The organism is Streptomyces sp. NBC_00414, assembly GCF_036038375.1.
GTDB lineage: Bacteria > Actinomycetota > Actinomycetes > Streptomycetales > Streptomycetaceae > Streptomyces.
Genome location: NZ_CP107935.1, coordinates 2,672,822 through 2,698,118, shown reverse-complemented (window position 1 = coordinate 2,698,118; position 25,297 = coordinate 2,672,822). Strand labels below are relative to the sequence as shown.

25 protein-coding genes are annotated in these 25,297 nt (G+C 71.5%); 10 read left to right on the top strand and 15 right to left on the bottom strand.

The features are described 5' to 3' along the window. The first annotated feature begins 45 nt into the window (after positions 1-45). Positions 46-513: an RpiB/LacA/LacB family sugar-phosphate isomerase gene (locus OHS59_RS11535; protein WP_328493308.1), complete on the top strand. Its 468-nt coding sequence runs from the start codon at positions 46-48 to the stop codon at positions 511-513. Between the two features lie 35 nt (positions 514-548). Here OHS59_RS11535 and OHS59_RS11530 read toward each other — a convergent pair whose 3' ends face one another. The 11 genes from OHS59_RS11530 to OHS59_RS11480 all read right to left on the bottom strand — a co-directional run bounded on the left by OHS59_RS11530 (position 549) and on the right by OHS59_RS11480 (position 13,832). Further along, a complete protein-coding gene (locus OHS59_RS11530; RefSeq protein ID WP_328493307.1) occupies positions 549-1,604 on the bottom strand; it encodes a lysylphosphatidylglycerol synthase transmembrane domain-containing protein in 1,056 nt (351 codons plus the stop codon). A 249-nt stretch (positions 1,605-1,853) separates the two neighbouring features. Further along, positions 1,854-2,468 (bottom strand): GTP-binding protein, encoded by a 615-nt coding sequence (locus tag OHS59_RS11525; RefSeq protein ID WP_328493306.1) that lies wholly within the window; start codon positions 2,466-2,468, stop codon positions 1,854-1,856. After that, positions 2,455-2,811 carry a DUF742 domain-containing protein gene (locus OHS59_RS11520; protein ID WP_189770589.1) on the bottom strand — a complete coding sequence of 119 codons (357 nt, stop codon included), beginning with the start codon at positions 2,809-2,811 and terminating at the stop codon, positions 2,455-2,457. Before OHS59_RS11520 ends, OHS59_RS11525 begins: the two co-directional genes overlap by 14 nt. A gap of 1 nt (position 2,812) precedes the next feature. Then, a complete protein-coding gene (locus tag OHS59_RS11515; RefSeq protein ID WP_328493305.1) occupies positions 2,813-3,238 on the bottom strand; it encodes a roadblock/LC7 domain-containing protein in 426 nt (141 codons plus the stop codon). Between the two features lie 11 nt (positions 3,239-3,249). Further along, a complete protein-coding gene (locus tag OHS59_RS11510) occupies positions 3,250-5,721 on the bottom strand; it encodes a sensor histidine kinase (protein WP_328493304.1) in 2,472 nt (823 codons plus the stop codon). A 260-nt stretch (positions 5,722-5,981) separates the two neighbouring features. Continuing rightward, positions 5,982-6,995, bottom strand: a complete 1,014-nt coding sequence (locus OHS59_RS11505) for a substrate-binding domain-containing protein (RefSeq protein WP_328493303.1) — start codon at positions 6,993-6,995, stop codon at positions 5,982-5,984. A gap of 195 nt (positions 6,996-7,190) precedes the next feature. Continuing rightward, positions 7,191-8,126, bottom strand: a complete 936-nt coding sequence (locus tag OHS59_RS11500) for an ROK family protein (protein WP_328499169.1) — start codon at positions 8,124-8,126, stop codon at positions 7,191-7,193. 47 nt (positions 8,127-8,173) lie between these two features. Then, positions 8,174-10,126: an ABC transporter ATP-binding protein gene (locus tag OHS59_RS11495; RefSeq protein ID WP_328493302.1), complete on the bottom strand. Its 1,953-nt coding sequence runs from the start codon at positions 10,124-10,126 to the stop codon at positions 8,174-8,176. Continuing rightward, positions 10,123-11,007: an ABC transporter permease gene (locus tag OHS59_RS11490; protein ID WP_328493301.1), complete on the bottom strand. Its 885-nt coding sequence runs from the start codon at positions 11,005-11,007 to the stop codon at positions 10,123-10,125. Before OHS59_RS11490 ends, OHS59_RS11495 begins: the two co-directional genes overlap by 4 nt. After that, complete coding sequence (locus OHS59_RS11485; RefSeq protein WP_328493300.1) at positions 11,004-11,963, bottom strand: ABC transporter permease; 960 nt, start codon at positions 11,961-11,963, stop codon at positions 11,004-11,006. The genes OHS59_RS11490 and OHS59_RS11485 overlap by 4 nt, the downstream gene beginning before the upstream one ends. A gap of 75 nt (positions 11,964-12,038) precedes the next feature. Continuing rightward, on the bottom strand, positions 12,039-13,832 hold the full coding sequence (locus OHS59_RS11480; RefSeq protein WP_328493299.1) for a peptide ABC transporter substrate-binding protein: 1,794 nt from the start codon (positions 13,830-13,832) through the stop codon (positions 12,039-12,041). A 226-nt stretch (positions 13,833-14,058) separates the two neighbouring features. Here OHS59_RS11480 and OHS59_RS11475 point away from each other — a divergent pair, with 226 nt between their 5' ends. Next, positions 14,059-15,261: an ROK family transcriptional regulator gene (locus OHS59_RS11475; protein WP_328493298.1), complete on the top strand. Its 1,203-nt coding sequence runs from the start codon at positions 14,059-14,061 to the stop codon at positions 15,259-15,261. A 67-nt stretch (positions 15,262-15,328) separates the two neighbouring features. Continuing rightward, a complete protein-coding gene (locus tag OHS59_RS11470) occupies positions 15,329-16,837 on the top strand; it encodes a M81 family metallopeptidase (protein WP_328493297.1) in 1,509 nt (502 codons plus the stop codon). 125 nt (positions 16,838-16,962) lie between these two features. Here the strand turns inward: OHS59_RS11470 and OHS59_RS11465 are convergent, their stop codons facing one another. From OHS59_RS11465 to OHS59_RS11455, 3 genes are all read right to left on the bottom strand, one after another. Beyond that, a complete protein-coding gene (locus OHS59_RS11465) occupies positions 16,963-17,781 on the bottom strand; it encodes an SAM-dependent methyltransferase (RefSeq protein ID WP_328493296.1) in 819 nt (272 codons plus the stop codon). A gap of 70 nt (positions 17,782-17,851) precedes the next feature. After that, the gene (locus OHS59_RS11460; RefSeq protein ID WP_107021994.1) at positions 17,852-18,088 is read right to left on the bottom strand and encodes a DUF397 domain-containing protein; all 237 of its coding nucleotides are present in this window, start codon (positions 18,086-18,088) and stop codon (positions 17,852-17,854) included. 1 nt (position 18,089) lies between these two features. Further along, positions 18,090-18,965, bottom strand: coding sequence for a helix-turn-helix domain-containing protein (locus OHS59_RS11455; RefSeq protein ID WP_328493295.1), 876 nt, complete (start codon positions 18,963-18,965; stop codon positions 18,090-18,092). A gap of 308 nt (positions 18,966-19,273) precedes the next feature. Here OHS59_RS11455 and OHS59_RS11450 point away from each other — a divergent pair, with 308 nt between their 5' ends. After that, on the top strand, positions 19,274-19,852 hold the full coding sequence (locus OHS59_RS11450) for an ATP-binding protein (protein WP_328493294.1): 579 nt from the start codon (positions 19,274-19,276) through the stop codon (positions 19,850-19,852). After that, a complete protein-coding gene (locus OHS59_RS11445) occupies positions 19,830-20,288 on the top strand; it encodes a hypothetical protein (RefSeq protein ID WP_328493293.1) in 459 nt (152 codons plus the stop codon). The genes OHS59_RS11450 and OHS59_RS11445 overlap by 23 nt, the downstream gene beginning before the upstream one ends. A gap of 96 nt (positions 20,289-20,384) precedes the next feature. Here the strand turns inward: OHS59_RS11445 and OHS59_RS11440 are convergent, their stop codons facing one another. After that, complete coding sequence (locus tag OHS59_RS11440) at positions 20,385-20,837, bottom strand: MarR family winged helix-turn-helix transcriptional regulator (RefSeq protein WP_328493292.1); 453 nt, start codon at positions 20,835-20,837, stop codon at positions 20,385-20,387. Between the two features lie 192 nt (positions 20,838-21,029). Between OHS59_RS11440 and OHS59_RS11435 the strand changes: the two genes are divergently transcribed. The 5 genes from OHS59_RS11435 to OHS59_RS11415 all read left to right on the top strand — a co-directional run bounded on the left by OHS59_RS11435 (position 21,030) and on the right by OHS59_RS11415 (position 25,254). Beyond that, the gene (locus OHS59_RS11435; RefSeq protein ID WP_328493291.1) at positions 21,030-21,545 is read left to right on the top strand and encodes a MarR family winged helix-turn-helix transcriptional regulator; all 516 of its coding nucleotides are present in this window, start codon (positions 21,030-21,032) and stop codon (positions 21,543-21,545) included. Between the two features lie 65 nt (positions 21,546-21,610). Beyond that, positions 21,611-22,366, top strand: coding sequence for a response regulator transcription factor (locus OHS59_RS11430; RefSeq protein WP_328499168.1), 756 nt, complete (start codon positions 21,611-21,613; stop codon positions 22,364-22,366). A gap of 183 nt (positions 22,367-22,549) precedes the next feature. Continuing rightward, positions 22,550-23,791, top strand: coding sequence for a cytochrome P450 (locus OHS59_RS11425; RefSeq protein ID WP_328493290.1), 1,242 nt, complete (start codon positions 22,550-22,552; stop codon positions 23,789-23,791). A 51-nt stretch (positions 23,792-23,842) separates the two neighbouring features. After that, positions 23,843-24,040 (top strand): ferredoxin, encoded by a 198-nt coding sequence (locus tag OHS59_RS11420; RefSeq protein WP_328493289.1) that lies wholly within the window; start codon positions 23,843-23,845, stop codon positions 24,038-24,040. Further along, positions 24,037-25,254 carry an NAD(P)/FAD-dependent oxidoreductase gene (locus OHS59_RS11415; protein ID WP_328493288.1) on the top strand — a complete coding sequence of 406 codons (1,218 nt, stop codon included), beginning with the start codon at positions 24,037-24,039 and terminating at the stop codon, positions 25,252-25,254. Before OHS59_RS11420 ends, OHS59_RS11415 begins: the two co-directional genes overlap by 4 nt. The last annotated feature ends 43 nt before the right edge of the window (positions 25,255-25,297 follow it).

The window sequence follows — 25,297 nt, the reverse complement described above, 5'->3', positions numbered from 1 at the left end:
CCGCCGCGGCTGACGCCCGCCGTCCCGCCGGGTAGTCTCCGGCGCATGCGGATCTCCGTCTCCTCGGACATGGACGAACCCGTGGCCCGCGCGCTGGTCGCGGAACTGCGCGAGCGCGGCCACGAGGTGCTGGCGCACGGGGCGTTGCGGCCCGCGGGCGACGCGCGGTGGGCGGTGTGTTCGGAGGCGGCGGCCCGTGACGTCGTCGCCGGGCGGGCGGACCAGGCTGTCGTGTGCTGCTGGACCGGCACGGGCGCGTCCATCGCCGCGAACAAGGTGACGGGCGTACGGGCCGCGCTGTGCACGGACGCCTACACGGCCCGGGGCGCCCGTCGCTGGAACGACGCCAACGTGCTGGCCCTCGGTCTGCGGCTGACCTCCGAACCGCTGCTGAAGGAGATCCTGGACGCCTGGTTCGACAGCGGGCCCAGCACGGACGCCGACGACCGCGAGAACGTGTCACATGTGACGGACCTCGACCGCGGCGCCGGCACCAGCACCGGCAGCGGCTGAACGGCCCCCTGGCCGGGTCCGGGGACCGCAGCCGTTCACAGCACCCTGCGGTGCACCAGGGCCGACAGCACGAGCGCGCCCGGCAGCAGCGGCACCCAGACCGTCAGGACGCGGTAGCCGATGACGGTCGCCGCGGCGATCCCCACGGGGGCGCCGAACGCGACCATGGTGAACACCAGCGCCGCGTCCACGGGCCCGATCCCGCCGGGTGCGGGCACAGCCCCCACCGCCGTACTGGCCAGGAGCAGGGCGAGTACCACCTGTGCCCAGGACAGCGGCAGGCCGAGCGAGAAGCCGACCGTGGCGATCACGCTGCCCTGCAGCAGCGGGGTCGCCGCCGACCCGCCCCAGAGAGCGAGGACCCGGGCGGGCCGCCGGTGCAGCAGCCGTACGTCGGTCAGGGCGGTGCGCACGCAGTCGAGGGCCGGGCGGCGCAGTGGACGTACGGTCGTCACGAGCAGGACGGCCGTGCCGAATCCGGCGGCGACGGACCCGGCGACCAGGACCACGGCCCGTTCGTCCGGGACCAGTTCACCCAGGTGCAGCAGGTCCGGGTGGGCCACCACGAAGACCAGTAGCACCACCGTCTTGGCGATCGGTCTGACCAGGGAGTACAGGGCGAGTGAGGCGGTGGCGCGGGCCAGGGGTATGCCACGGCCCTGGAGGAAGCGCAGGGTGACGGCGTGGGCGCCGATGCTCGCCGGGAGCACATGGTTCGCGGCGCCGGCGGCGAACTGAGAGGCGAGCAGCAGTCCCGGTGGCAGCCGGTCCACGACGGCGCCCTGACGTGCGCACGCGGCGGCCACCCAGCCCAGGCAGGTGAACAGGACCGCGGCCAGCAGCCACCAGGGGTCGGCGGAGGCCAGCCGCGTGGTTCCGTCGCGGACGGCGTGCCAGTCGGCCGTCGCCCACGCCGCGATCAGCACCAGCGGAGACAGCGTCAGCACCCAGCGGACCGGCCGCCCGACGGAGGGCAGGCGGGAGGGAGACGGCGGGGGAGACGCGGGGGGAGGGGGAGACGGAGCGGGCGCGGGCGTGGGGAGCGCCCGGGGGATGGGGACGGGGACGGGGTCGAGCGGGAGCAGGGACACGGCGCACGTCGTCCTTCCGCGTCGTACCCGCGCGGCGCGGGCGGACGGTCACAAGGCGAGGCAGGGGGACGGCCGAAACATGCCCACCCGGTGTGACGCCATGGTGTCCGCAAGCCGACGGGGCGTGGACGGCCCGCCGTCGCGCACACCGCTCCGGCTCCTTTGTTGTGCCCACGCCCACCGACATTCAAGCCAGGCTGTCCGCGAGCGCACCGGCTCTCAAGTCCGGCCGCCCGCGAGCCCCCGTTCTCAGGCCGGGGCGCCGGGCTGTCCGCTTCCGTTGCTCCGGGCCGAGGTCGCTATCAACTGGTCGATCAGCGCGATCAGTACGTCCCGGCACGAGTCCCGGTCCCGGGCGTCGCACAGCAGCACATGCGCGTTCTCCGGCAGGGCCAGGGCCTCCCGGATCTCCTCCGGCGAGTACGGATGCTCGCCGTGGAAGCCGTTGACGCCGACGACGAACTGGATGCCGCGCCGCTCGAAGAAGTCGATGGCGGCGAAGCTTGACTCCGGGCGGCGGACGTCGACCAGCACGACGGCACCCAGGGCGCCGATGGCCAGGTCGTTCCACATGAACCAGAACCGCTGCTGCCCGGGCGTGCCGAACAGATACAGCACGAGTTCCTGGCTGAGCGTGATCCGGCCGAAGTCCAGGGCCACCGTGGTGGCGTGCTTCTCCGGGATGCCGCCGAGGTCGTCGACGCCCAGGCCGGCCGCGGTGAGCGGTTCCTCGGTGCGCAGCGGCACGATCTCGCTGACCGAGCCGACCATGGTGGTCTTGCCGACGCCGAACCCGCCGGCGATCAGGATCTTCACCGTGTCGGGTGCTGAGGTCCCCAGGATGACGGGGTCAGAGCCGGCCAAGGCCGTCCCTCACTTTCTGCAGCAGGTCCAGGTCGGAGGTTCGGGAGATCTCACGCGGTGCCCGGGCGGTGATCCGCCCCGCTTCCAGTAGGTCGCAGAGCATGATGCAGACCACGCTCACCGGCAGGTCGAGCTGCGCGGCGAGCTCCGCCACCACGACCGGCTTCGCGCACAGCCGCAGGATCCGCGCGTGCTCGGGCTGCGGTCTCGCGGCCCGGGCGGGCGGCGGGTCCACCGTGGTGACCGACGTGATGAGTGTGAAGTCGGCGCGGCTGGGCCGGGTGCGGCCGCCGGTCAGCGTGAACGGCCGGACGAGACGGCCCGCCGAATCGCCTCCGTTCACCTCACTCGCCGTTGTCGGTGGCGACGCCGGCCCTCGGGGCCGCGCTGAGATGCTCGCCGATCTTCTTCACCAGCATGTTCATCTGGTACGCGACCACTCCGACGTCCGCGCCCTTGCTGGTGAGCACGGCCAGGTGGGCACCGGGGCCGGCCGTGGTGAGGATCAGGTAGCTGTTGGCCATCTCGATGAGCGCCTGCCGTACGGGCCCGCCGCGGAAGTCCATGCTGACGCCCTTGCTGAGGCTCATCAGGCCGGACGCGGTCGCCGCCAGCCGCTCGGCGTCGTCCCGCAGGAACCCCGTGGACCTGCTGACGACCAGTCCGTCCTCGGAGAGCACGACGGCTTGGTTCACCTCGGCGACCCGGTCCACCAATCCGGTGAGCAGCTGGTCGAGCTGGCTGTGAGTGGCAGGGATGGGGCGTGTCATTTCTCTGTCCTTCATGAGCGGTCAGCGGGCGGAGTCGAGGTGACGGATGCGCCTTCGGGCGCGGCTTCTTCCTCTTGGTCGTACGACGGATCCGCGTCGTTGTCACGCGCCTGGAGTGTTCCGCGCTGGAATCCGGCAAGGGAGGAGGCCGCGCGTTCCGCGGTGAAGTCGTCCAGGGTGTCGCCGGTTTCGTCGCCTTCGTCGGCCGCGGAGTCCTCACGCAACTCGGCGGCCAGGCTGGTCTGCGGCACCCGGCGGGGCAGCGGGGCGAATCCACCGCGTCCCTTGCCCGCACCCGCCGCATCGGGATGTGACGTACCGGAGCCGGAGCCGGAGCTGGAGTTGGAGCCGGTCCGCGCCGCGGGCACCTCGGTCGTCCGCGCCCGGGCCACGGGCTGGGGCTCCCGCGAACGCTCGTGCGTGGGCCCGTCCGGCTCGGCGTCCCGCACGGCCGTGGCGGTCGCGCTCATCGCGGCGAGGGCCCGGGGGGCCGGTTCCGCGGCCGGCGTCCGCGCCTCCTCGGCGCCCTTCGCGTTCCCGGCGGCGCTCTCCGGGGACTCGCGCACCACGATCTCGTACGGGATCAGCACGATCGCGGTCGTGCCCCCGTACGGCGAGGGGCGCAGCGTGACGGTGATGCCGTGCCGGTTGGCGAGCCGGGCGATCACGAACATGCCGAGCCGCAGGTCGTCGGCGAGCGCCACCACGTCGAACTGCGGGGGCACCGCCAACTGGGCGTTGAACGACGCGTAGTCGTCCTCGGACATGCCCAGACCGCGGTCCTCGATCTCCACCGCGAGGCCCTTGGCCACCAGACCGGCCCGCACCCCGACCGGGCTGGGCGCGGGGGAGTACGTGGTCGCGTTGTCGATGAGCTCGGCCAGCAGGTGGATGACGTCGGCCACCGCGGGCGGGGCGAGGAAGACCTCCTCGTCGGTCTGCACCTCCACGCGCTGGTACTCGGCGACCTCGCCGACCGAGCTGCGCAGGATGTCGATCAGGGCGACCGGCTCGGTCCAGCTGCGGCCCGGCCGCTCACCGCTGATGATGACGAGGTTCTCCTCGTAGCGGCGCAACTGGCTCGCCGTGGAGTCGAGTTCGTACAGGCCCTTGAGGATGTTCGGGTCCTGGTGCTCGCGTTCCAGCGCGTCGAGCTTGGTGAGCTGGAGGTTGACCAGGTTCTGGCTCTGTCTCGCGATGCCCAGGATGACCTTCTGGAAGCCGCGCCGGGTGTCGGCGAGTTCCACCGCGGTGTTCACCGCCGTGCGCTGGGCGGTGTTGAACGCCTGCGCCACCTGCCCGAGTTCGTCCCGGCCGTAGTCCAGCTCGGGCGTCGCGGACTTCACGTCCACCGTCTCGCCGCGGTCGAGCCGCGCGACCACGTCGGGCAGCCGCTCCTCCGCCAGGCTGAGGGTGGCGATGCGCAGCCCGCGCAGCCGCCGGGACAGGGAGCGGGTGATGCGCCACGACATGAAGACACACACCAGCAGGGCGACCAGTCCGCCGGCGCTCAGCGCGGCGGCCTTGATCAGCAGTGCCTCGGCCTGGTCGTCGCTGCGTTCGAGCAGCGCCGCCGTCTCCTGCTGGATCAGGGTGGAGTACTGCAGCCTGAGCTTGTCGTACGCCGTGTTCCAGCGCTTCTCCGCGTTCGGGAGGTCGATCCTGCCGCCGTCGCCGCCCTTCGCCCGCGCCGCGAGCACCTGCTCCTCGACGGTCTCCAGCGCCTTCCAGTCCGAGCCCTGGAGGATCCGTTCGGTCTGTGTCTTGACCGAGCCGCGCAGCGAAGGGATGAGCTGGTCCTCGACGAGGAAGCGCCGGGCGTTGACGAGCTGGGTGAAGTGGCTCCACGACTCGTCGTCGAGTTTGCCGGCCGGCCAGACCAGGTGGAGCTGGGCGTCCTCCTGGGAGACCAGCTCCGCCGAGTGTTCGAGGGCGACGAGCGGTCCCGCCTGCGAGGTGAGTTCGCCGTCGTCGACCTGGGAGATCTCCTGGAACGCGTGGATCTGGTCGTCGATGATCGAGGTGTACTGGTCCAGCGCCTGCTCGGGGGTGATGTCCGTGGGGTTGTCGACCTGCCCCCGGTAGTACTCCAGGCTCCCCACCGACGCGATGACCGAGTACATCCGGTCGCGGATCCGGGTGGGTGCCTCCCGGATCCGGTCGGACTGGCCGACCAGTGTCGCGATCGCCTTGTCGGTGCGCTCCCGCTGCCCGTCCAGGGCGGCACGGGAGCTGCCGGGCGAGGCCAGCAGCACGGCCGACAGGCTGCGTTCCTTCTGCAGTGCCAGCGTCGCGTCGGTGCCCATGGCCCCGGTCGACCGGCTGAGCCCGGTCTGGTCCCGCAGCCGCAGGCCCTCGGAGAACATCTGGATCGTCGTCACACCCCACATGGCGGCGAGGGTGACGCTGGGAACCAGGGCCAGAAGGATCAGCGAGAGACGTATGGAGCCGAGACGGCGGCGGGCGCCTGTCCGTGGAGACATCGTCGTCCTAGAGCGATCAGCGGTGAGCAGAGGTCAGTCGCGGGGGAGTGTCGGTCGGTCGCATGGGGAAGTCGGGCGGTCGGCAGGGCGGAGCAGGACAGGGCACAGGCGCGGTGGGTGACCGCGTGACCACGTGTCCTGTACACACAGGGGGTCCGCAGGATGCTATCCGTACAAGTGACCGTACGCACCGTGAGTACCCCAAACCTTGTCACCGCCGTTATAAGGCGATCTCCGTTCGGGCAGCCCCGGCGGGCGGTTCAGCGGGTCCCGTTGGCCGCGAACTTGGCGACCGAGGCGACGTTCTCCTTGGTGACGAACGCCGGTCCGGTCAGCACCGGTTCCTCGCCGCCGCCGCTGACGTTGCCGTTGGTCCGGTACAGCCAGAACGCGTCCACGGCCAGGTATCCCTGCAGGTAGGGCTGTTGGTCGACGGCGAACTGCACATCCCCGCTCTGCACGGACTTGACGATGTCGTTGTTGAGGTCGAACGTGGCGATCTCGGCCTTGCTACCCGCGTCCTTCACCGACTTGACGGCCTCCAGGGCGAACTGGGCGCCGTTCATCACGACTTCGTCGATGGTCGGGTCCTGGCGCAGCGCGGCGGCCACGGAGTCGGTCAGCGCGTCCTCGTCGGTGCCGTCCACGTAGAGCAGGTCGGTCCGGCCGCCGAAGGTCTTCTTCACACCGGCGCAGCGGGCCTCCACGGCCACGTTGCCCCGCTCGTGGATGACGCACAGGGCGTGCTTCGCGCGCAGCGAGTCCAGCTTGTCGCCGACGGCCCGGCCCGCGACGCTCTCGTCCTGGCCGAAGTACTGCAGCAGACCGCCTGACTTCCAGGCGTCGATACCGGAGTTGAGGCCGACCACCGGGATGCCCGCGGCCTTGGCCGCGGCGACCGCGCTCTTCATCGCCTCCGGCTTGGCCAGGGTCACCGCGATGCCGTCGACCTTGTCGGCGACCGCCTCGCGCACCAGCTTCGCCTGGCCCGCCGCGTCGGGGTCGCTCTCGTACGCCAGGTCGATGCCGTCCTTGGCGGCCGCGTCCTCGGCGCCCTTGCGCACCCGCTCCCAGAACGCGTCGTCCGGGGCGCTGTGGGTGATGAGGGCGACCTTGATCCCGGAGGCGCCCGCCTTGCCCGCCGTGGTGGCGTCCGAGTCCGCCCCGTCGGAACCGGTGCAGCCGGACGCGAGCAGGGAGACGGCGGCGCAGGCGGCCACGGCGGTACCGCGCGCTGATCTGGTGGGAAGGGGGCGGAGGGGAGTGTGGGTCATGGGGGAACGGCACCTCGCTGTGCGGCCGGCAAGCGGACGGGGAGCGTGAAGTCGTGTGCGACAGGCGGCGGGACGAGGGTGCCGACTGTCCGACTTTTGCTGCGCGGAGCCAACCGTGTGTAACGCCCGGTCGTCAAGTGAGCGCCCGCATGGCCGGAGTTGTGCGCTTTTGATTTGAGGTAGGGATGAGGGTACTCAGGCAGGCCCCAGCGGAGCCCGGACCGCCCGGGACGCCCACGACTCCGTACGGGCCCGGGACGCGGCGCCGATGGCGACGGCCGCGTTGCCGAGGCGGCTGCGGACGACCCGGACGGGGTGGCCGCTGACGGGGGGTTCGGCGGCCAGGGCGGTCAGGATGGGCGGCTCCAGGAGGGCCCAGGCATGGCTGACCCCGCCGCCGATCACGAAGGTCGTGACGTCCAGCAGGCCCGCCGTGATCAGGATCGCGCGGGCCACCGCCGCGCCCGCGGCCCCGTACACGGCGAGCGCGTCCGGGTCGCCGCGGTCCGCCGCCTCGGCGACCGCGTGCGCGGTGCGGGTGTGCCCCGTGCGTTCTCCGTACCGCGCGCCGATGGAGCGGCCCGAGGCGAGGGTCTCCAGATGGCCCCGGCCGCCGCAGGTGCACGGGAGGTCGCCGAAGCCCGGGATGTGGCCGGTCTCTCCCGCGGCGCCGTGCGGGCCCTCGTACAGGGCGCCGTCCAGCCACAGCGCGCCGCCCACCCCCGTGCCCAGGGTCATGCCGAGGACGTGCGGTTCGCCCGCGACGGCGCCCGTGGCGGCCTCACCGCGCAGGAACGCGTTCACGTCGTTGTCGAGGAAGACCGGTACGCCGAGCGCCGCCTCCATCGTGGCCGTCACCTCGAAGCCCGCCCAGGCGTGGAAGGAGTCGCTGGCCACGAGGACGCGTCCGGCGCGCGCGTCGACCACGCCCGCCGCGCCGACGCCGACCGCGAGCAGCCGGGCGGGCGAGCGCGCCAGGAGAAGGCCCATTGCGTCGAGCGCCGTACGGACCATCGCGGCGCCGCCCGCCGCCGCGGGGGTGGGTACCTCCACGCCGTCCACGACGGCGAGTTCGGCCGAGCAGAGCACGACCTGGGTGGTCGTGCCGCCGATGTCGACCCCGGCGAACACCTCGGTGCCGGTCGGACCCGGGATCGCACTCGGGATCGCACTCGCGGTCACGTCCGGCTCTCCGTTCCGGCGGCGACGAGCGCGGCCTGTCGTCGGGTGCGGCGCGTGCGCTGGAGCACCGGGTCGGGTACGGGCACGGCCGCGACGAGTCCGCGGGTGTACTCCGTCGCCGGGTGAGTGAGCGTGGTCGCGGTGGGGCCCCTCTCCTCGACGCGGCCCGCCCGCATGACGACGACGTGCCGGGCGAACCGCTGGACCACCGCGAGGTCGTGGGAGACGAACAGGCAGGCGAAGCCGAGTTCGGCCTGCAGCTCGGCGATCACGTCGAGCACGGTCCGCTGCACGCTGACGTCCAGCGCGCTGGTCGGCTCGTCGGCGACCAGCAGCCGGGGTTCGAGCACCAGGGCCCGTGCCAGGCTGACCCGTTGGCGCTGCCCGCCGGACAGCTCGCGCGGCCCGCGGTGCGCCAACTCCGGGGCGAGCCGCACCCGTTCGAGCATGTCCGTGACGCGGGCCAGGCGTTCGGCGGCCGGCATGCCCCGGCGGTGGACCCGCAGGGGTTCGGCCACGCACTCCGCCACGCTCATCCGGGCGTCCAGCGAGGCCACCGGGTCCTGGAGCACCACGCCGACACCGGACAGCAGGGCGCGGCGGGCGTGGCCCCGGGCCCGCCCGAGGTCCGTACCGAAGAGCGAGACGGTGCCGGAGGCGGGCCGTACGAGACCGAGCGCCACCCGGGCCGCGGTCGACTTCCCGGACCCGGACTCCCCGACGAGCCCGAGCGTCTGGCCGGGCCGGACGGTGAACGACACGTCGTCGAGGGCCCGCACGGCGTTCCGGCCCCGCCCGAACCGCACGGAGACGTTCCGCAGCTCGACGACGACGCCGTCTCCGGCGCCGGCCGGAGCGCCGTCGCCGACCCGAGCCGCACCATCGACCCCCACCCCGCCGGGGCCCGCGGCGGCGCCACCGTGCGTGGCGCCGGTCCCGGCACCTGTCCCGGGCCCGACTCGGGTCCGGGCTCCGGGCCCGGAGCCCGGCTCCGACCCCGGATCGGCGACAGCCAGTCGGGGCACCGTGGCGCCGGGAGACGACCCCAGGGCCTTGCGGCCGGCGGCACCCTCCCCGCCGGGGCCCGCGGCGGCGCCACCGTGCGTGGCGTCGGCCCCGGACTCGGCGCCGGAGTGGGCTTCGGCGACAGCCAGCCGCGGCACCGCCTCCAGCAGCCGCTTCGTGTACTCGTGGGTGGGGCGGAGCAGGACGTCCTCCACCGGGCCCGTCTCCACGATCTCGCCCTCCAGCATCACCGCGACCCGGTCCGCGAAGTCGGCCACGACGCCCATGTTGTGGGTGACGAGCAGGACCCCGGTGCCGGAAGCGGCGGCCAGGCCCCGCAGCAGGTCCAGGATCTCGGCCTGGACGGTGACGTCGAGAGCCGTGGTCGGCTCGTCGGCGATCAGCAGGCCCGGCGCGTTCGCGATCGCCATGGCGATGACGACGCGCTGCCGCTGCCCGCCGGACAGCTGGAAGGGGTACGCGGACGCCCGCCGCTCCGGATCGGGGATGCCGACCCGGCGCAGCAGAGCGACCGCTTCCCGCGCGGCCGACCGGGAGTTGACCGGCCGGTGGTTCCGGACGACCTCCGCGATCTGCGCCCCGACCCGGGTCAGCGGGTCGAGCGCGGTGGCGGGCTCCTGGAACACCATCGACACCGTACGCCCGCGCAAACGCGACAGCTCGGTCTCGGTGGAGCCGACGACGTCCGTGCCGTCGACCGTGACCCGGCCGGAGGCCCGCGCGTTCCCCGGCAGCAGCCCCGTCGCGGCGAGCGCCACGGTCGACTTCCCCGACCCGGACTCGCCGACCAGCGCCAGCGTCTCCCCGGGCCGTACCCGCAGCGACACCCCGCGCACGGCGGGCACGTCTCCCGTCTCCGTCGAGAAGGTCACCCCCAGGCCGTCGATCTCCAGGATGCCGTGCGCGTCCAACTCGTCGCTCATGCCCGCCCCTTCACGTCGAACGCGTCCCGCAGTCCGTCCCCGACCGCGTTGAACGCGCACACGACGAGGATGATCGCGAGGCCCGGTGGCACGATCAGCCACCAGCGCCCGGAGTACGCGGCCGTGAGTCCGGCCGACAGCATTCCGCCCCAGTCGGTGGAGGGCGGCTGGACACCGAGGCCGAGGTACGACACGTAGGCGACGAGCAGGATCGCGTCGGCGACCTGGAACGTGGCCGCGACGACGATGGTCGACACCGAGTTCGGCAGGATGTGCCGGAAGATCGCCCGGCCGTGCGTCCCGCCGATCGCGCGCAGGGTGAGCACGTAGTCCCGGCTCTTCAGGGTGAGGGTCTCGGCCCGTACGAGCCGTGACGGGACGAGCCAGGACACCAGCCCCAGGATGAGGATCAGCCCGAGGGCGTCCGGGGTCGTGATGGCCGAGACGACGAGCAGGACGAAGAGCGCCGGAATGGCGATCCCCGCGTCCACGACCCGCATCATGACGGCGTCCACCCAGCCGCCCGCGTACCCGGCGACGGCGCCCCACAGCGTGCCGATGACGGTGGCGAGGAGCCCCGCCGCGAGCCCGACGAGCAGCGAGACCCGCCCGCCGGACATCAGCCGTCCGAGCTCGTCGTGCCCGACCGCGTCCGTGCCGAGCCAGTGCGCGCCGCCGGGGGAGAGGTTCACCCGGGTCAGGTCCGTGTGGGTCTGGTCGGTGGAGTACAGCAGCGGGCCCACGAAGCAGAAGAGCAGGAAGAGGACGACCACCGCCAGCCCGGCCACCGCGAGCCTGTTGCGCGCGAACCGCCGCACGGACAGGCGGTATCCGGTGGCCGGCACCAGCGTGGGCGCCTCGGCCCGGAGTACGGCACTCATGTCCTGCCCGCCTTCGTCCGGGGGTCGATGAGCCGCTGTACGACATCGGCCAGCAGGGTGCCGATGACGGTCGCGACGGAGATGACGAGCACACAGCCGAGCAGCACCGGATAGTCCGAGGACTGCGCGGCGCTCCAGAACAGCAGCCCCATTCCCGGATAGTTGAAGAGCTGCTCGACGACGAGCGCGCCGCCGAAGAGCACGGGCACGTAGTAGCCGAGCATCGCGACGACGGGGGTGAGGGAGTTGCGCAGGACGTGCCGCCGCAGGATCGCGCCCGGCCGCGAGCCGCCGGCCCGCGCGGTCCGTACGTAGTCCTCCTGGAGGTTCTCCAGCGTCGCGGCGCGCATGTAGCGGCTGAACACGGCGACCATCGAGGCCGCGCCCGCCACCACCGGCAGCACCAGCGCCTCGGGCTGCGCGAACACGTCGGCGAGCGTCTCACCCTGTGGCGCCTGGGAGGGGAACCAGTCCAGCACCTGTGTGAACACGAGGACCAGCACAAGTCCCAGGAAGTACACGGGAGTCGCGTACGCGACGAAGCTCAGCGTCGTGATGACGTAGTCCACCGGCCTGTTGCGGCGGACCGCCTGCCACATGCCGAGCGGGATCGCGAGCAGCAGCCCGAGGAACGCGGACAGCACCGTCAGGACGAGTGTCTTCGGCAGCCGCTGCTCGATGAGCCGCGAGACCGCCTCGTTGAGCGTGTACGAGGTGCCGAGGTCGCCCCGGAGCAGCGTGTGCAGGTAGTGGAGGTACTGGACGGGGAGCGGGCGGTCGAGGCCCTGTTCGTGGTTGAACGCGGCGATCTGCTGGGCCGTCGCCTGCGGGCCGAGGATCCCGCGTGCGGGGCCCCCGGGCAGCGCGTGCAGCAGGCAGAAGACGACGACCGTGACGATGAGGATCACCACGAGGGACTGGAGGACCCGCCGGATCAGGTAGAGAGCCATGTCCATGAGCCGGTCCTCAGCCCGTCCTCAGTCGGTGGATCCGGCAGGCCCGGTGAACCGGGTGGGTCCGGTGGGCCGCCCTCACTTGGTCCACTTCCACTGCGCCGGGTGGAAGTCGGCGAGCGAGTCCTGCGAGAAACCGCCGAGGCCGTTCCTGACGACCGAGATCTGGTAGTCGGGCGCCGGGAGCCAGATGACCGGCAGGTCCTTGGCGACGGCCGCGCTGTAGTCCCGTACGGGCTGCGTGGACGTCGACGTGGTGGACGCGGTGATCAGCTTGTCGACGTCGGGGTTCGAGTAGTTGCCGAAGTTGGAGCCGCCCTTGGTCTGGAACAGCGAGTCGCCGGTCGGGAAGGCGTTGAAGTACCAGCTGCCGGCCGTGCCGAAGAACGAGAGCTGCCACTTGCAGACCGACTGGCCCGAGGTGCACTGCGGGGTCTGCGAGAGCACCGAGTTGACCGGTGCGGTCTTGATCGAGAACTTGATGCCGGTCTTCTCCAGCGAGGACTGGATCGCGCTCATCATGTTGTCGGTGACGGTCGAGCCGGACTGCGACAGCACGCCCATCTCGAACTTCGTTCCCTTGTCGACGCCTTCACCGCACTGCGCGTCGCCGGTTCCCGGCTCCGTACAGACCATCACCCCGCCCCGCTCGGTCCAGCCGTGACCGGTGAGCAGTTCCCGGGCCGCCTTCGTCGAGAACGGGTACGGGTTGGCCTTCTGCTCCGGCGAGACGAAGTCGGAGGACTGTGCCTGCGGGACCGGGCCGTAGCCGGGCACGGCCGTCCCGTTGAAGATGACCTTGGACAGACCGCTCTGGTCGATCGACCGCTGCACCGCCTGGCGCGCGTACAGCTGCTTGAACACGGCGCCCATGGCCGGGTTGTTGAAGTTGTACGGCATGTAGGTGATCGCCCAGCCGGACCACGGCTTGACCGTGTAGCCCTGCGCGGTGAACCGGTCCTTCTGGTCGAGGTCGGTCGCCTCGATGTACCCGTAGTCGACGCTCCCGGAGCGCAGCGCGTTCTTCTCGGCCTCCGCCGTCGTGAAGGGCAGCAGGTTCACGGTCGCGATGCCGGGCTTCTCACCGCCGTCGTACTTCTTGTTGGCGGCGAGCACGACCTTCCCGGACGTGGCGAAGGACTTGACCGAGTACGGGCCGCTGACGGTCTTCCACAGCGCGTCCGAGTCGTAGCCGGAGATGTTCTTCGCGGCGGAGTTGAGATACGTCCAGACTTTTTTCGCGCCCGCTGCGGTCCGGTCCGCGTCGGACACCTGCGCGGACGCGCCGGCCTTGTCCCACACGTGCTGCGGCAGCGGATTGATGCTGCTCAGCTGATTGGCCAGCATCCACTGGGAGTTGTAGGCCTTGTCGAAGGTGATCGTGAAGTGCCGGTCGTCGACGGCCTTGAACGAGGTCCAGTTGTCCGGCGCCTTGCCCGGGTTGTAGCCCGCCCACTGCGCCTTGTTCGCCTTGATGAGGTTGAACCAGAACTCGACGTCACGCGAGGTGATCGGCTTGCCGTCGCTCCAGCTGCGCTCACCGAGTGTGATCTTGACGCTCTTGCCGTCCGGTGCGAAGTCCGCGCCGGTGGCGACCGAACCCGCCTTGTTCCAGGCGATCTTCCCGGTCGAGCCGTCGTACGCGATCAGCGGTTCCCACAGGCTCTCGGCGATGGAGTTGTTGTTGGTGTTGAGGTGTGCGGCCGTGCCGATCGGCAGGATCCAGTTCGGCGTGAAGTTGGCGGGCAGCGCGTAGTTGATCGAGTCGGGGGACGCGGAGGACGGGTCGTTCGAGCCGGAGCAGCCCGCGAGCAGCAGTGTGCCCGCCGAGACGACGGCACCGGCGACGAGCGTCGTACGAGCAGGGGACATGGCTCTCCTCAGGTGAACAAGGTCGGGTGCACGAGGCCGCGAACGAACGGTGGCGCTCGGCGGAGCCAGTCAACGACCGCCGTGTCCGAAGAAACAGGCAGCCCGCTGTAAAAAGTCTGTTACTGCTGTTATGGAAAAAGTCGCGAGAGGGACATACGGGCATACGCTCATCGCCTCGCCCTGCGGAATTCCGCGGCTTTTCCCGACCTCGGGAGTTACTTCGTCCATGACTGAAAAAAGTGCGGTGCATCGCCGAGGCTTCACGGGCATCTCCTCGCTGGCCGAACGCGTCCTCGAACTCCTCGCCTCCGGCCAGGCGACGACCCGCACGGAACTCGCCGCTCTGCTGGGCGCCGCGCCGTCCACGATCTCCCTCACGGTCGGGCAGCTCCTGGCGCACGGCCTGGTCGCCGAGCAGGGCACACGGTCCTCGACCGGCGGACGGCCCCGCAAGGTGCTCAGGCTCGGCGGGAACGAGGGGTACGCCGTCGCGGCCGACCTCGGCGGACGCCACGCGCGGATCGGGGTCGTCCTGCCCGGCGGTGGGTGCACCGAGGTCTCCACCGTGCCGTTCTCGGCGGCGGAGGGGCCCGAGGTGGCGCTCCCGGCCCTCGCCGAGACCCTGGAGGCCCTCGCCGAGCGCCGGGGCCGCGATCTGCTGCGCGGGGTCGGCCTCTGCATGCCGGGCCCGGTCGATGTCGGGCAGGGTGTCGTGACGCTGCCCTCGCGGATGCCCGGCTGGAACGGGTTCCCCGTCCGCGACTGGCTGGAGGACCGGTTCGGCGTGCCCGCCGCGATCGAGAACGACGCCAACTGCATGGCCGTGGGCGAGCACAGTGTCCAGCCCGCCGACCGCCGCCAGTCGATCATGGTGAAGATGGGCTCGGCGATCGGCGCGGGTGTCATCGCCGACGGGCGGCTGTACCGGGGCGCGACCGGCGCCGCGGGCGAGATCACCCACGCCCGGGTCGAGGCCGGCCACGACATCCCCTGCTCCTGCGGCAACACCGGCTGTCTGGAGACCGTCGCCTCGGGCGCGGCGCTCGTCCGGATCCTGCGCGAACGCGGCCTGGACGTCGAGTCCATCGACGACGTCGTACGCCTGGCCACCGACGCCGACCCGCAGGCGACCCGTGCCGTCCGGCAGGCCGGCCACTACCTGGGCATGGTCCTGTCCGCGAACGTCAACTTCTTCAACCCCGACGCCGTGTACCTCGGCGGCCTGCTCTCCACGCTCGAACCGTTCGTCGCCGCCGTCCGCAGCCGGCTGTACGAAGGATGCCACCCCCTCGTCACCACGCACCTGGTGATCGAGCGGGCGAGCCTCGGCGCCGACGCGGGACTCGTCGGAGCGGGCCAGTTCGCACTCCAACGGGCCCTGGCGAACGCCCTTCATGCGGTCACCGGAACCACCCCCGCCCACCCCTGAGGCCCCGCCACCCCTGAGGCCGTACCCCCGACGCCCAGCCCTGTCGTCCAGCACCGTGCGAGGAGCCATGCCCCCACTCCGTACCCCCGTCGCCCGTCCGGTCATCGCCGTCGCCGGGCTCGGTATCGAGTCGTCGACGTTCTCGCCGGCGCGGACCGAGGCCCCGGCGTTCCGTCCCCGGCGCGGCGAGGAGGTGTTGACGAACTATCAGTTCCTTTCGCCGGGAACACCGTTGAGAGCCGCCGCGGACTGGCGGGGCGCACTGGTCGGCAAGGCCCTGCCCGGCGGCACGGTGACGGCCGCCGCGTACACCGAACTCTCCGGTGAACTCATCGCCCGCGTGAGGGAACTGGGGCCCCTGGACGGCCTCTGGTTCGACATCCACGGGGCGATGACGGTGGAGGGCCTCGACGACGCCGAGGCGGACCTGCTGGCCCGGGTGCGGGAGGCGGTCGGCCCGGACGTGATCGTCTCCACCTCGATGGACCTGCACGGCAACGTCTCCCGCGCACTCGTCCACCTGACCGACCTGATCACCTGCTACCGCATGGCCCCGCACGAGGACGCCATGGAGACCAAGGAGCGGGCGGCCCGCAACCTCGTGGACCTCCTGACGACCGGCGCGGCCCGCCCCGTCAAGGCCTGGATCCCCGTCCCCGTACTCCTCGCGGGCGAACAGACCTCGACCCGCATCGAACCCGCGAGGAGCGTGTACGCGGCCGTCGGCGAGGTCGAGGCCACCGAGGGCGTCACGGACGCGGCCGTCTGGGTCGGCTACGCGTGGGCGGACGAGCCGCGCAACCGGGCGGCGGTGGTCGTCACGGGCCCCTCGCGGCAGGCGGTCACGGCAGGCGCGGAACGCCTGGCGCACGGCTTCTGGGAGGCACGGCACGACTTCGGCTTCGTCGCGCCGACGGGCTCACTGGACGACATCCTCGGCGAGGCACTGGCCGCCCCGCCGGAGAACCGGCCCTACTTCATCAGCGACACCGGCGACAATCCGACGGCGGGCGGCGCGGGTGACGTCACCTGGAGCCTCGAACGGGTGCTTTCCCGGCCGGAGTTCAAGGACCCACTGGGACCGACGGTCGTCTACGCCTCCCTCCCGGGCCCGGCCGCGGTGGACGCGGCGGTACGGGCGGGCGTGGGGGCGACCGTCACCGTCACGGCGGGCGCCGAGGTCGACGACCGGCACGCCGGCCCGCTCACCATGACGGGTGTGGTCCACGCGATCCGGCACGGCGACCCGCACGCGCGGACCGAGGCGGTGCTGCGGGTCGGCGGCGTGCACGTGGTGCTCACGGCGCTGCGCAAGCCGTACCACCACGAACACGACTTCACCGACCTGGAGTTGTCGCCCCGCACGGCCGACATCGTGATCGTCAAGATCGGCTATCTGGAGCCCGAACTCTTCGCGATGGCGGCCGACTGGAAGATGGCCCTCACCCCGGGCGGAGTGGACCAGGACCTGCCCCGCCTGGGCCACCACCGCATCCGCCGCCCGATGTTCCCCTTCGACAGGGAGATGCCCGACCCGGACCTCAGGGCCCGGATCGTCCCCCCGTCGAACGAGTGACCCGAGCCCCGAAGGGGCGTGGGGCTGTATCGATGCGCGGCTCCGCGGCGTGGGCGCGACCGGCCACAGCGGACCCGCGGCGTCCGGCGGGCCGTGGTCGTCCCACGCCCCGCCGGGGAGGGGCGTCACCCCTTGCGGGCAATGGCCCCGTACATCGCGATGTCCTCGTCCCGGACACCCTCTTCACCGGCCCCGTCCGGATGCCACTTGTGCACCTGGACGATCCCGGGCTCGACCAGCTCAAGCCCTTCGAAGAACTCCTCGGCCTCACCGATCGTCCGAAGCCGCATCGGCATGCCGCGTGCCGCGTACTCACGGGCGACCCGGCCCACCTCCTCGGGCGCGAACTCGGCCGTGCCGATGGTCATCGCCAGGTAGCTGCCCGAGGGCAGGGAGTCCAGGAGGCGGCGGACGATGCCCACCGCGTCGTCCTCGTCCAGCACGAAGTGGACGATCGCGATGACGGTCAGCGCGACCGGCTTGTCGAGATCCAGGGTCTCAAGGAACTCGGCGGAACCGAGAACGGCCTCCGGATGCTGGAAGTCGGCCTCGATGTACGCCGTCCTGCCCTCGGGAGTGCTGGCGAGCAGCCCCTGGGACAGGGTCAGGACGATCGGGTCGTTGTCCACGTAGACCACCCGGGACTCGGGGGCCACCGACTGGGCGATCTCGTGGAGGTTGGGGGAGGTGGGAATGCCCGTCCCGATGTCCAGGAACTGGCGTATCCCCGCGCTCTCGGCGAGCCAGCGCACCGCGCGGTTCATCCAGTCGCGGTTGGCCCGCATGTGCACGGGCATGGCGGGCCATTCCCGCACCATGGCGTCACCCGCCTCCTTGTCGGCGGGGTAGTAGTCCTTGCCTCCGAGGATGTAGTCGTAGATGCGAGCCGAGTGCGCGCTCTCGGTGTCGATCCGGTCGGCAGGCCATCCGTCGTTGTCGGGCAACGCCGATCTCCCATCATGTCGTCGGTTCACGGTGAACGCTCAAGCAGCAGCAGGAGTTTCGGAACGGCGGTCAGAGCAGGAAGTCGGCGCGGCCGGCCTTCACGCCCGCCAGGAAACTCGTCATCTCGCGGGGGGTGAAGACCAGCGCGGGACCGTCGGGGTCGGTGGACTGGCGCAGTGCGACCCGGCCGTCGCCGAGCTTCTTCGCCTCGACGCAGGCACCGCCCGCGTCGTCGCTCCACGGCTTGTACCAGCCGCGGTTGCCGAGTTCGCGGGACGGGATGCCGTTGCGTATGTGGTGGTGCACGTCAGAGCTCCTTGCGGATCGCACCGAGGAGAGCCTCGGTCTTTCTGGCGGGCGCCGACTGGGCGCCCAGCCGGTCCAGAGCCTCGCGGTAGACCACGACGTCGTCGTCCTTGTCCAGGTACACAGCGCCCACCAGGCCGCTGAGATAGACGATGTCGGGCAGCTCGCGCGCCCGGAACCGGAAGAGGTGGAACGCGCCGGCCCGCATGGCCGGATGCGGACCGTTCACGAACGGCATGATCTGCAGCGTCACGTGGGGAAGCGAGTTGACCTCGATCAGATGGTCGATCTGGGCGCGCATCACCTCGGGGCCGCCGACCGGCCACCGCAGCACCGTCTCGTCCATCACGATCCACACGCGCGGCGGCGAGGCCTTGGTGAGCAGTTCCTGGCGCCGCATGCGCAGCGCCACACGGCGGTCGGTCGCCTCCGCCGCGGCGTGCGGGTTGCCGGCGCTCAGCAGGGCGCGCGCGTAGTCCTCGGTCTGCAGCAGCCCGTGCACGAACTGCGCCTCGTACGCGCGGATCTGCAGCGCCGCCTGCTCCAGGCTCAGGTACGCGGAGAACCAGTCCGGCAGCACATCGCGGTAGGTGTGCCACCAGCCGCGCTTGTTCGCCTCACGGACCGACTTGAGGAAGGTGTCGATCTCCTGCTGGTCGCTCACGCCGTAGATCTGGAGCAGCTTCTCCGCGTCGGGAAGCCTGAGCCGGGCCACCTTGGCGGCCTCCATGCGGCGGATGGTGGAGTGACTGACCCCGATCGCCGCTCCCGCCTGCTCGAACGTCAGTCCGGCCCGGTTGCGCAGCTCCTCCAGTTGCCTGCCGAGAATCATGCGCAGGACGGAGGGCGCGCCACCCCAGTCGGTCTCCGCGGTCACGCCTTACCCCCTCACAGCGGGTTTCGAGGTCGCAGTCTGTCACGATCACCCGTTCGACAGAGGAAGCATGCACCTGCTGAATTGCAATTTTCAACTTGCTGGTTGCGAGCTGATGTTGGCAGGTGTCACAGTAGGGCGTACCGTCACGGCCCGGTGAACGACCTGACGACGCGGCCCAGTTGGGGGAGAACGGCGCGCGCACCGTCACTGTCCGCAACGGGGTGTTCGCACCCCGCGGCACAGCCGATCCGTGCGGTACCGGCACCGGTCTGACCCCCGGTGCGAAGGCAGACGAAAGGCGAACGGCGATGGCTCCGCCCTCTCTCCCCAAGCCATTGGGCCGACTGCCCGCGGACGAACGCACCGACAGGTCAGGCGTGTTCGGCCTGCCCCCGACCCCCGCCTCGGTCGGCCTGGCCCGCCGGAACGTGACCGAACTGCTCCACGCGTGGGGCACGGACGCCGAGGCATGTGACAACGCTGTCCTGGTGACCTCCGAGCTCGTCACCAACGCGCTCACGCACACGGCGAGCGAGCGGATCGTGTGCAGACTGCGCACCGACGGACAGTGGCTCCACCTGGAGGTCGAGGACCAGAACCGCGGTCTGTCGATCCCCGCCCAGCGCACCGCCCGACTCGACGACCAGGGTGGCCGCGGCCTCATGCTGGTCGGCATGCTCAGCAGCGACTGGGGCGTGCGGGACACCGCACACGGCTCCGGCCGCGTCGTCTGGGCCGTCCTGCCGGCAAGACCGGCGCCGTCCCCCCTGCCGTCGGAACCACGGGTACGTCCCTCCTCCGGATTCGTGCCCACCCCGCACCTCACCCGGCCCGCCCCCCACTCGGCCGAAGGATCCCTGCCTCATGGAACTGCAGCACGCCCCTGAACCGTGGTCGCGGACGACCGTGACGCCCCCGTCCCAGCGCCCGATCCGCCTGGTGATACCCGCAGAGCTGCGCACCGGTCTCGGATGTGACGTGGTGAGTACGTCCAAGGAGCACGGCGAACGCATCCTGGACTGTCTGCCCCGTATCGGCTGTGTCTTCGCCGACGACTCCGCCGACGCCGAGCGCTGGTGGTGGATCGTCCCCGCCGGGTCCCACATCGGCGTCGACTGGCCGCCCTCCGTCACCTACACGGTCGGCGCCCACCGGGCCGACCCGTCCTGGACGCGGATCCGCCGCGGCTTACTCTCCTCGAAGCCCCGCCTGATCCACAGCCCCGCGGGCGACTCGCCCTACACCCCGCCGATACCCCTGTACTTCCTCGCCTGCCGCCTGGCCGGCCGCATCCCGAGCTGGTCCCTCGCCGCGGGCGCCTGAGCCGCCCGTCCCCGGTTCGCGTCGCGGACGACGACGGCCGACCCTCACCCGGCCCGTGGGACGCGCAACGCCTCACGGGCCGGGTGGGCCGACGCGCTAAGGGCGGGGCCAGGGCCGTTCGTCCAGGTTCTCGATGTCCGTGTTGAAGCGCTTGAGGTACGCGGCGAAGGTGGCGACCTCCTCCGGGTCCCACCCGGCCATCACCTTCTCCAGCCCCTGGACGCTCTCCCGGCGGTGTGTGTCGAGCCGTCGTTCGCCCTCGGCGGTGATACGGAACTTGCGGGCGATGCCGCCCTCGGGGTCCGGGATGCGTTCGACGAGGTTGCCACGCAGCATGGCCGCGGTCTGCCGGTTGAGCGTGGAGGTGTCCAGTCCGAAGGCGTCGCTGAGCTGGCCGATGGACATCGGGCCCTCCATGCGGATGCGGCTGAGCACGATGTACGCGCTGCGTTCGAGGCGACCGCCGTCCCGGGCCCGGGGCGAGTTCAGATAGAGGTGCCGCCCGAGCAGCATCGTTTCGAACTCGATCAGGTGCGTGGGCTTGTCCATGTCGCCGTCCTTCCCCAGATCTGGGCTCTCGCCCCGACCCTGAGTCCGGTCCCGCGGCCAGGGGCAGGAGACATGACATCAAATATGCGCCCGCCACGTATTGTGCATGATGCATATGCGGGCGTCGCGCGGTGCGGCCCGCGACGGCTGCTGAATTTACTTGAGTCAGGCAAGTAATGATATTTTGGTGTCATGCCCACACCGTCGCCCGCGTCCGGCCCCGCCCCCGCGAAGAACGTGGTGGAGATCGAACGAGCCCTCAACCGCATCGTCTATCTGACGGGCCGGGTCAGACAGCACGACCGCCTCATGGTGCTGGCCGGGGTGTCGCTGGACCGCGCGGCCGTGGCGCTGCTGCGGCAGATCGCCGACTCCGAGCCCCTGCGCCTCGGCGAGCTGGCGGCCCGGCTGGCGGTGGAGGCCTCGCACGTCACCCGGCAGGTGCAGCAGCTGCAGAAGGGCGGTTACGTGACCAGGGTCCCGGACCCGGACGACCGCCGGGCCCAGCGGATCCAGCTGACCGCGGCCGGCCAGGAGGCGATCGACCGCATCCGCGCGGCGAGTTGCCGGGGCATGGAGGTGGCGCTGGACCACTGGTCGCCGGAGGATCTGCGGCAGCTCTCCACGCTGTTCCACCGGATGGTCGACGACTTCCTGCGCACCGATGCCGCGCTCGACGGCGAGGACACCTCGTCGCAACCTGCCTGACGGCCCGGGGCGCCGCCGCCCGGCCAGGTGGCCTACTCACGAACGAGGTGCGTGCGATGCACGGGATGGACGAGGCGGGCCGGGCGCGCGGAGCGGACGGCGCCGTGGGGGAGTACGTGACCGGCGCCGAGGTGTCCGTGCCCGCGCGCGGGGCGGGGCAGCACCTCCTGGTCGTGGTCCACGACCCGTCGGTCGCCGAACTGCTGACGACCACACTGGAGCTGGCGGACTACCGGGTGACCGTCGCGCGCACCGGCACCCAGGGCATGCTGTGCCTGGCGGAGCGGCGCTTCGACCTGGTCCTGTTCGACGTGACGGTCCCGGACGTCGACGGCCTGGGGGACGGCCGCCGATTCCGCCCGGCCGACCGCCCGCCGGTCCTCTTCCTCGCCCCGTACGAGAAGTTGGGCAGCCTGGTGCCCGAACTCGGCCTGGGCGAGGCCGACTACGTCACCATGCCGTTCCGGATCTCCGAAGTCCTCGCCAGGGCCCATGTGTTACTGCGCGGCCGTGGCTCGGTGCGCCAAGGGCCGTGCTACGGCGATCTCGTGCTCGACGACGCCACCTGTCAGGCCTGGCGCGGCCGGCGGGCGCTCGAACTGACCCCCGCGGAGTACCGGTTGCTGCGTCATCTGCTGGTCAACGCGGAGCGTGTGCTGTCCAAGGAGCAGATCTGCCGGCACGTCTGGGGGGAGACCCGGGCCGGCAACGCGATCGAGAAACTCGTCTCCCGTCTGCGCCACAAGGTGGACCAGGTGGACCGGGAGCAGCCCCCGCTGATCCACACGCGCCGGGGCTTCGGCTACCGGCTCGGCCACTGAGCCCCGTCCGCCTTCGCCGCCCCTTCCGCTCCTCCCCGGTACGAGGGGTGTGATCCGGGTCACGTCAGCTTCCTGTCAGGTAACCGGCCGGGAGCCGTCAGCCCGCTCCGGTTGCATGTGATCACAGAGGTCGCCATCCCTTCCCCGTGCTCCGTTCCGGCGGAGCCCCCACCGAGGAGTCACATGGCCGAGACACTGGACGGCGCCGCGTCCGACGCGGCGAGGAGGATGCCGGAGTTCCCGATGCCGAGGGCGGCGGGCTGTCCGTTCGCCCCGCCGCCGGCCGTCGAGGAACTCCGTGCGGAGAACCCGGTCAGCAGGATCCGGATCTGGGACGGCAGCACGCCCTGGATGGTCACCGGACACGCGGCGCAGCGGGCGCTCCTGACGGACCCCCGGGTGAGCGCGAACGACCGCAACCCCGGTTTCCCGTTCGTCACCGCCTACCGGCAGCAGATCGCGCGACACACCCCGGAACTCATCGTCAACACGGACGCCCCCGAGCACACCCGGCTGCGCCGCATGGTGAACGGGCCGTTCCTGGTCAAGCGGATCGAGGCCATGCGGGCCCCGATCCAGAAGATCGTCGACGGCCTGATCGACGGCATGCTGGCAGGACCGAACCCGGCCGACCTGCTGACGGCACTCGCGCTCCCCGTGCCCTCACTGGTCATCAGCGAACTGCTCGGAGTGCCGTACGCGGACCACGAGTTCTTCCAGGAGAACAGCGGCCTCGCCCTCGACCGGGCCGCGGCGCCCGAGGACTCGCGCGCGGCGAGCACCGCCCTGTCCTCCTATCTGGACGACCTGCTCGGCAAGAAGCTCACCGAGCCCGGCGAGGACGTGCTGTCCGAGATGGCGGCCCGGGTCACGGCCGGGGAGATGACCCGCTCCGAGGCCGTCCACATGGGTGTCGCGATGCTCATCGCCGGCCATGAGACCACCGCGACGATGATCAGCCTCGGCACGCTCGTCCTGCTGCAGAACCCCGAACAGCTCGCGCTGGTACGGGACTCGGCGGACCCGAAGGTCGTCGCGGGCGCGGTCGAGGAACTGCTGCGCTATCTGAGCATCGTCCAGGTCGGTCTGCGCCGGGTCGCCACCGAGGACATCGAGATCGGCGACCGGGTCATCCGGGCCGGTGAGGGCATCGTCGTCGACCTGCACGCCGCCAACTGGGACCCCGAGGCGTTCCCCGGCGCCGACCGGGTGGACGTCACCCGGCCCGCGCGCAAGCACAACGCGTTCGGCTACGGACCCCACCAGTGCCTGGGCCAGTCCCTCGCCCGGCTGGAACTCCAGGTCGTCTACAGCACCCTCTACCGGCGCGTCCCCACCCTGCGGCTGGCGGCCCCGATCGAGGAGCTGGAGTTCGACCACAGCGGCACCACCTACGGCGTCGCCTCCCTGCCCGTCGCCTGGTGACCGGCATGCACTGAAGGACCCGGCATGTACTGAAGGACAAGGAAGAAGCCCATGCGAGTGGAACTGGACGAACCGAAGTGTGTGGCGTCGGGCCAGTGCGTGATGGTCTCCCCGGAGGTCTTCGACCAGCGGGACGACGACGGGGTGGCGATCGTGCTGGAGGAACGGCCCGCCGACGACCTCCTCGACGACGTGCGTGAGGCCGTGGCGATCTGCCCGGCGGCGGCGATCCGGCTGGTCGACCAGTGAGGAACGTGGTCGTCGTGGGCGCCTCGGCGGCCGGACTCGCGGCCGCCGAGACGCTGCGCCGGGAGGGGTACGACGGCAGGCTCACCCTGGTGGGCGACGAGCCGCACGCCCCGTACGACAGACCGCCGTTGTCCAAGCAGGTCCTGGCGTCCGCTTGGGACCCGGACCGGCTGGCGCTGCGTTCCCCGAGCGATCTGGGCGCGCTGGAACTGGAGTTGAGACTCGCGACCGCCGCGACGGGCCTCGGCTCGGACGGGGCCGACGGGCGCGCGGTGCTGCTGGCCGACGGGACCCGGGTGGCGTACGACGGACTGGTCGTCGCCACCGGTGCACGGCCGAGGCGGCTGCCCGGTGACGGGGCCGCGCATGTGCTGCGGACCCTGGACGACGCGCTCGCCCTGCGGGACCGGCTGGGCGCGGGACGGCGTCTGGTGGTGGTCGGCGCCGGGTTCCTCGGGGCCGAGGCCGCCGCCGTGGCCCGGAGCCTGGGCACCGAGGTGACACTCCTCGAACCGGCGCCGGTACCGCTCGCCCACGCGGTCGGCGCCGAGGTCGGACGGGTGCTCTCGGCGGCCCACCTGGACCACGGGGTGGACCTGCGCACCGGGGTCGCCGTCACCGCGGTGACCGAGGGCGGTGTGCGGCTCGCCGACGGCGAACTCGTGGAGGGTGACGCGGTGTTGGTGGCCGTCGGTTCGCTGCCCAACACCGAGTGGCTGGCGGGGAGCGGCCTGACGGTGGACGACGGGCTGGTGTGCGACCAGTACTGCGAGGCCGTCCCGGAGACTCCCCGGGCGGACGGGGCGCATGAGGGGACGGTCTTCGCGGCCGGTGACGTCGCCCGTTGGCACAACCCGCTCTTCGGAGTGCCGATGCGTGTCGAGCACCGTACGAACGCCGCCGAGCAGGGCATGGCGGCGGCCCGCAACCTGCTGCACCCGCAGGCGCGCAAGCCCTTCGCGCCGGTGCCGTACTTCTGGTCGGACCAGTACGACCTGAAGGTCCAGGCGTTCGGCCGGCTGCGCGGACACGACGAGGTCGCCGTGGTGGAAGGGGATCTCGACGAGCGCCGGTTCGTCATCGCCTACCGCACGGGCGACCGGCTTACAGGGGTCCTCTCGCTCGGCATGCCGCCGAAGGCGATCCGCGGCTGGCGGCAGGCGATCGCCGTGCGCTCCTCATGGCGCGACGCCGTCACCGAGGCCGCCGCCTAGGGCGAGGCCCGAGCCCAACGGCGCTCACATGTACGGCAGTTCG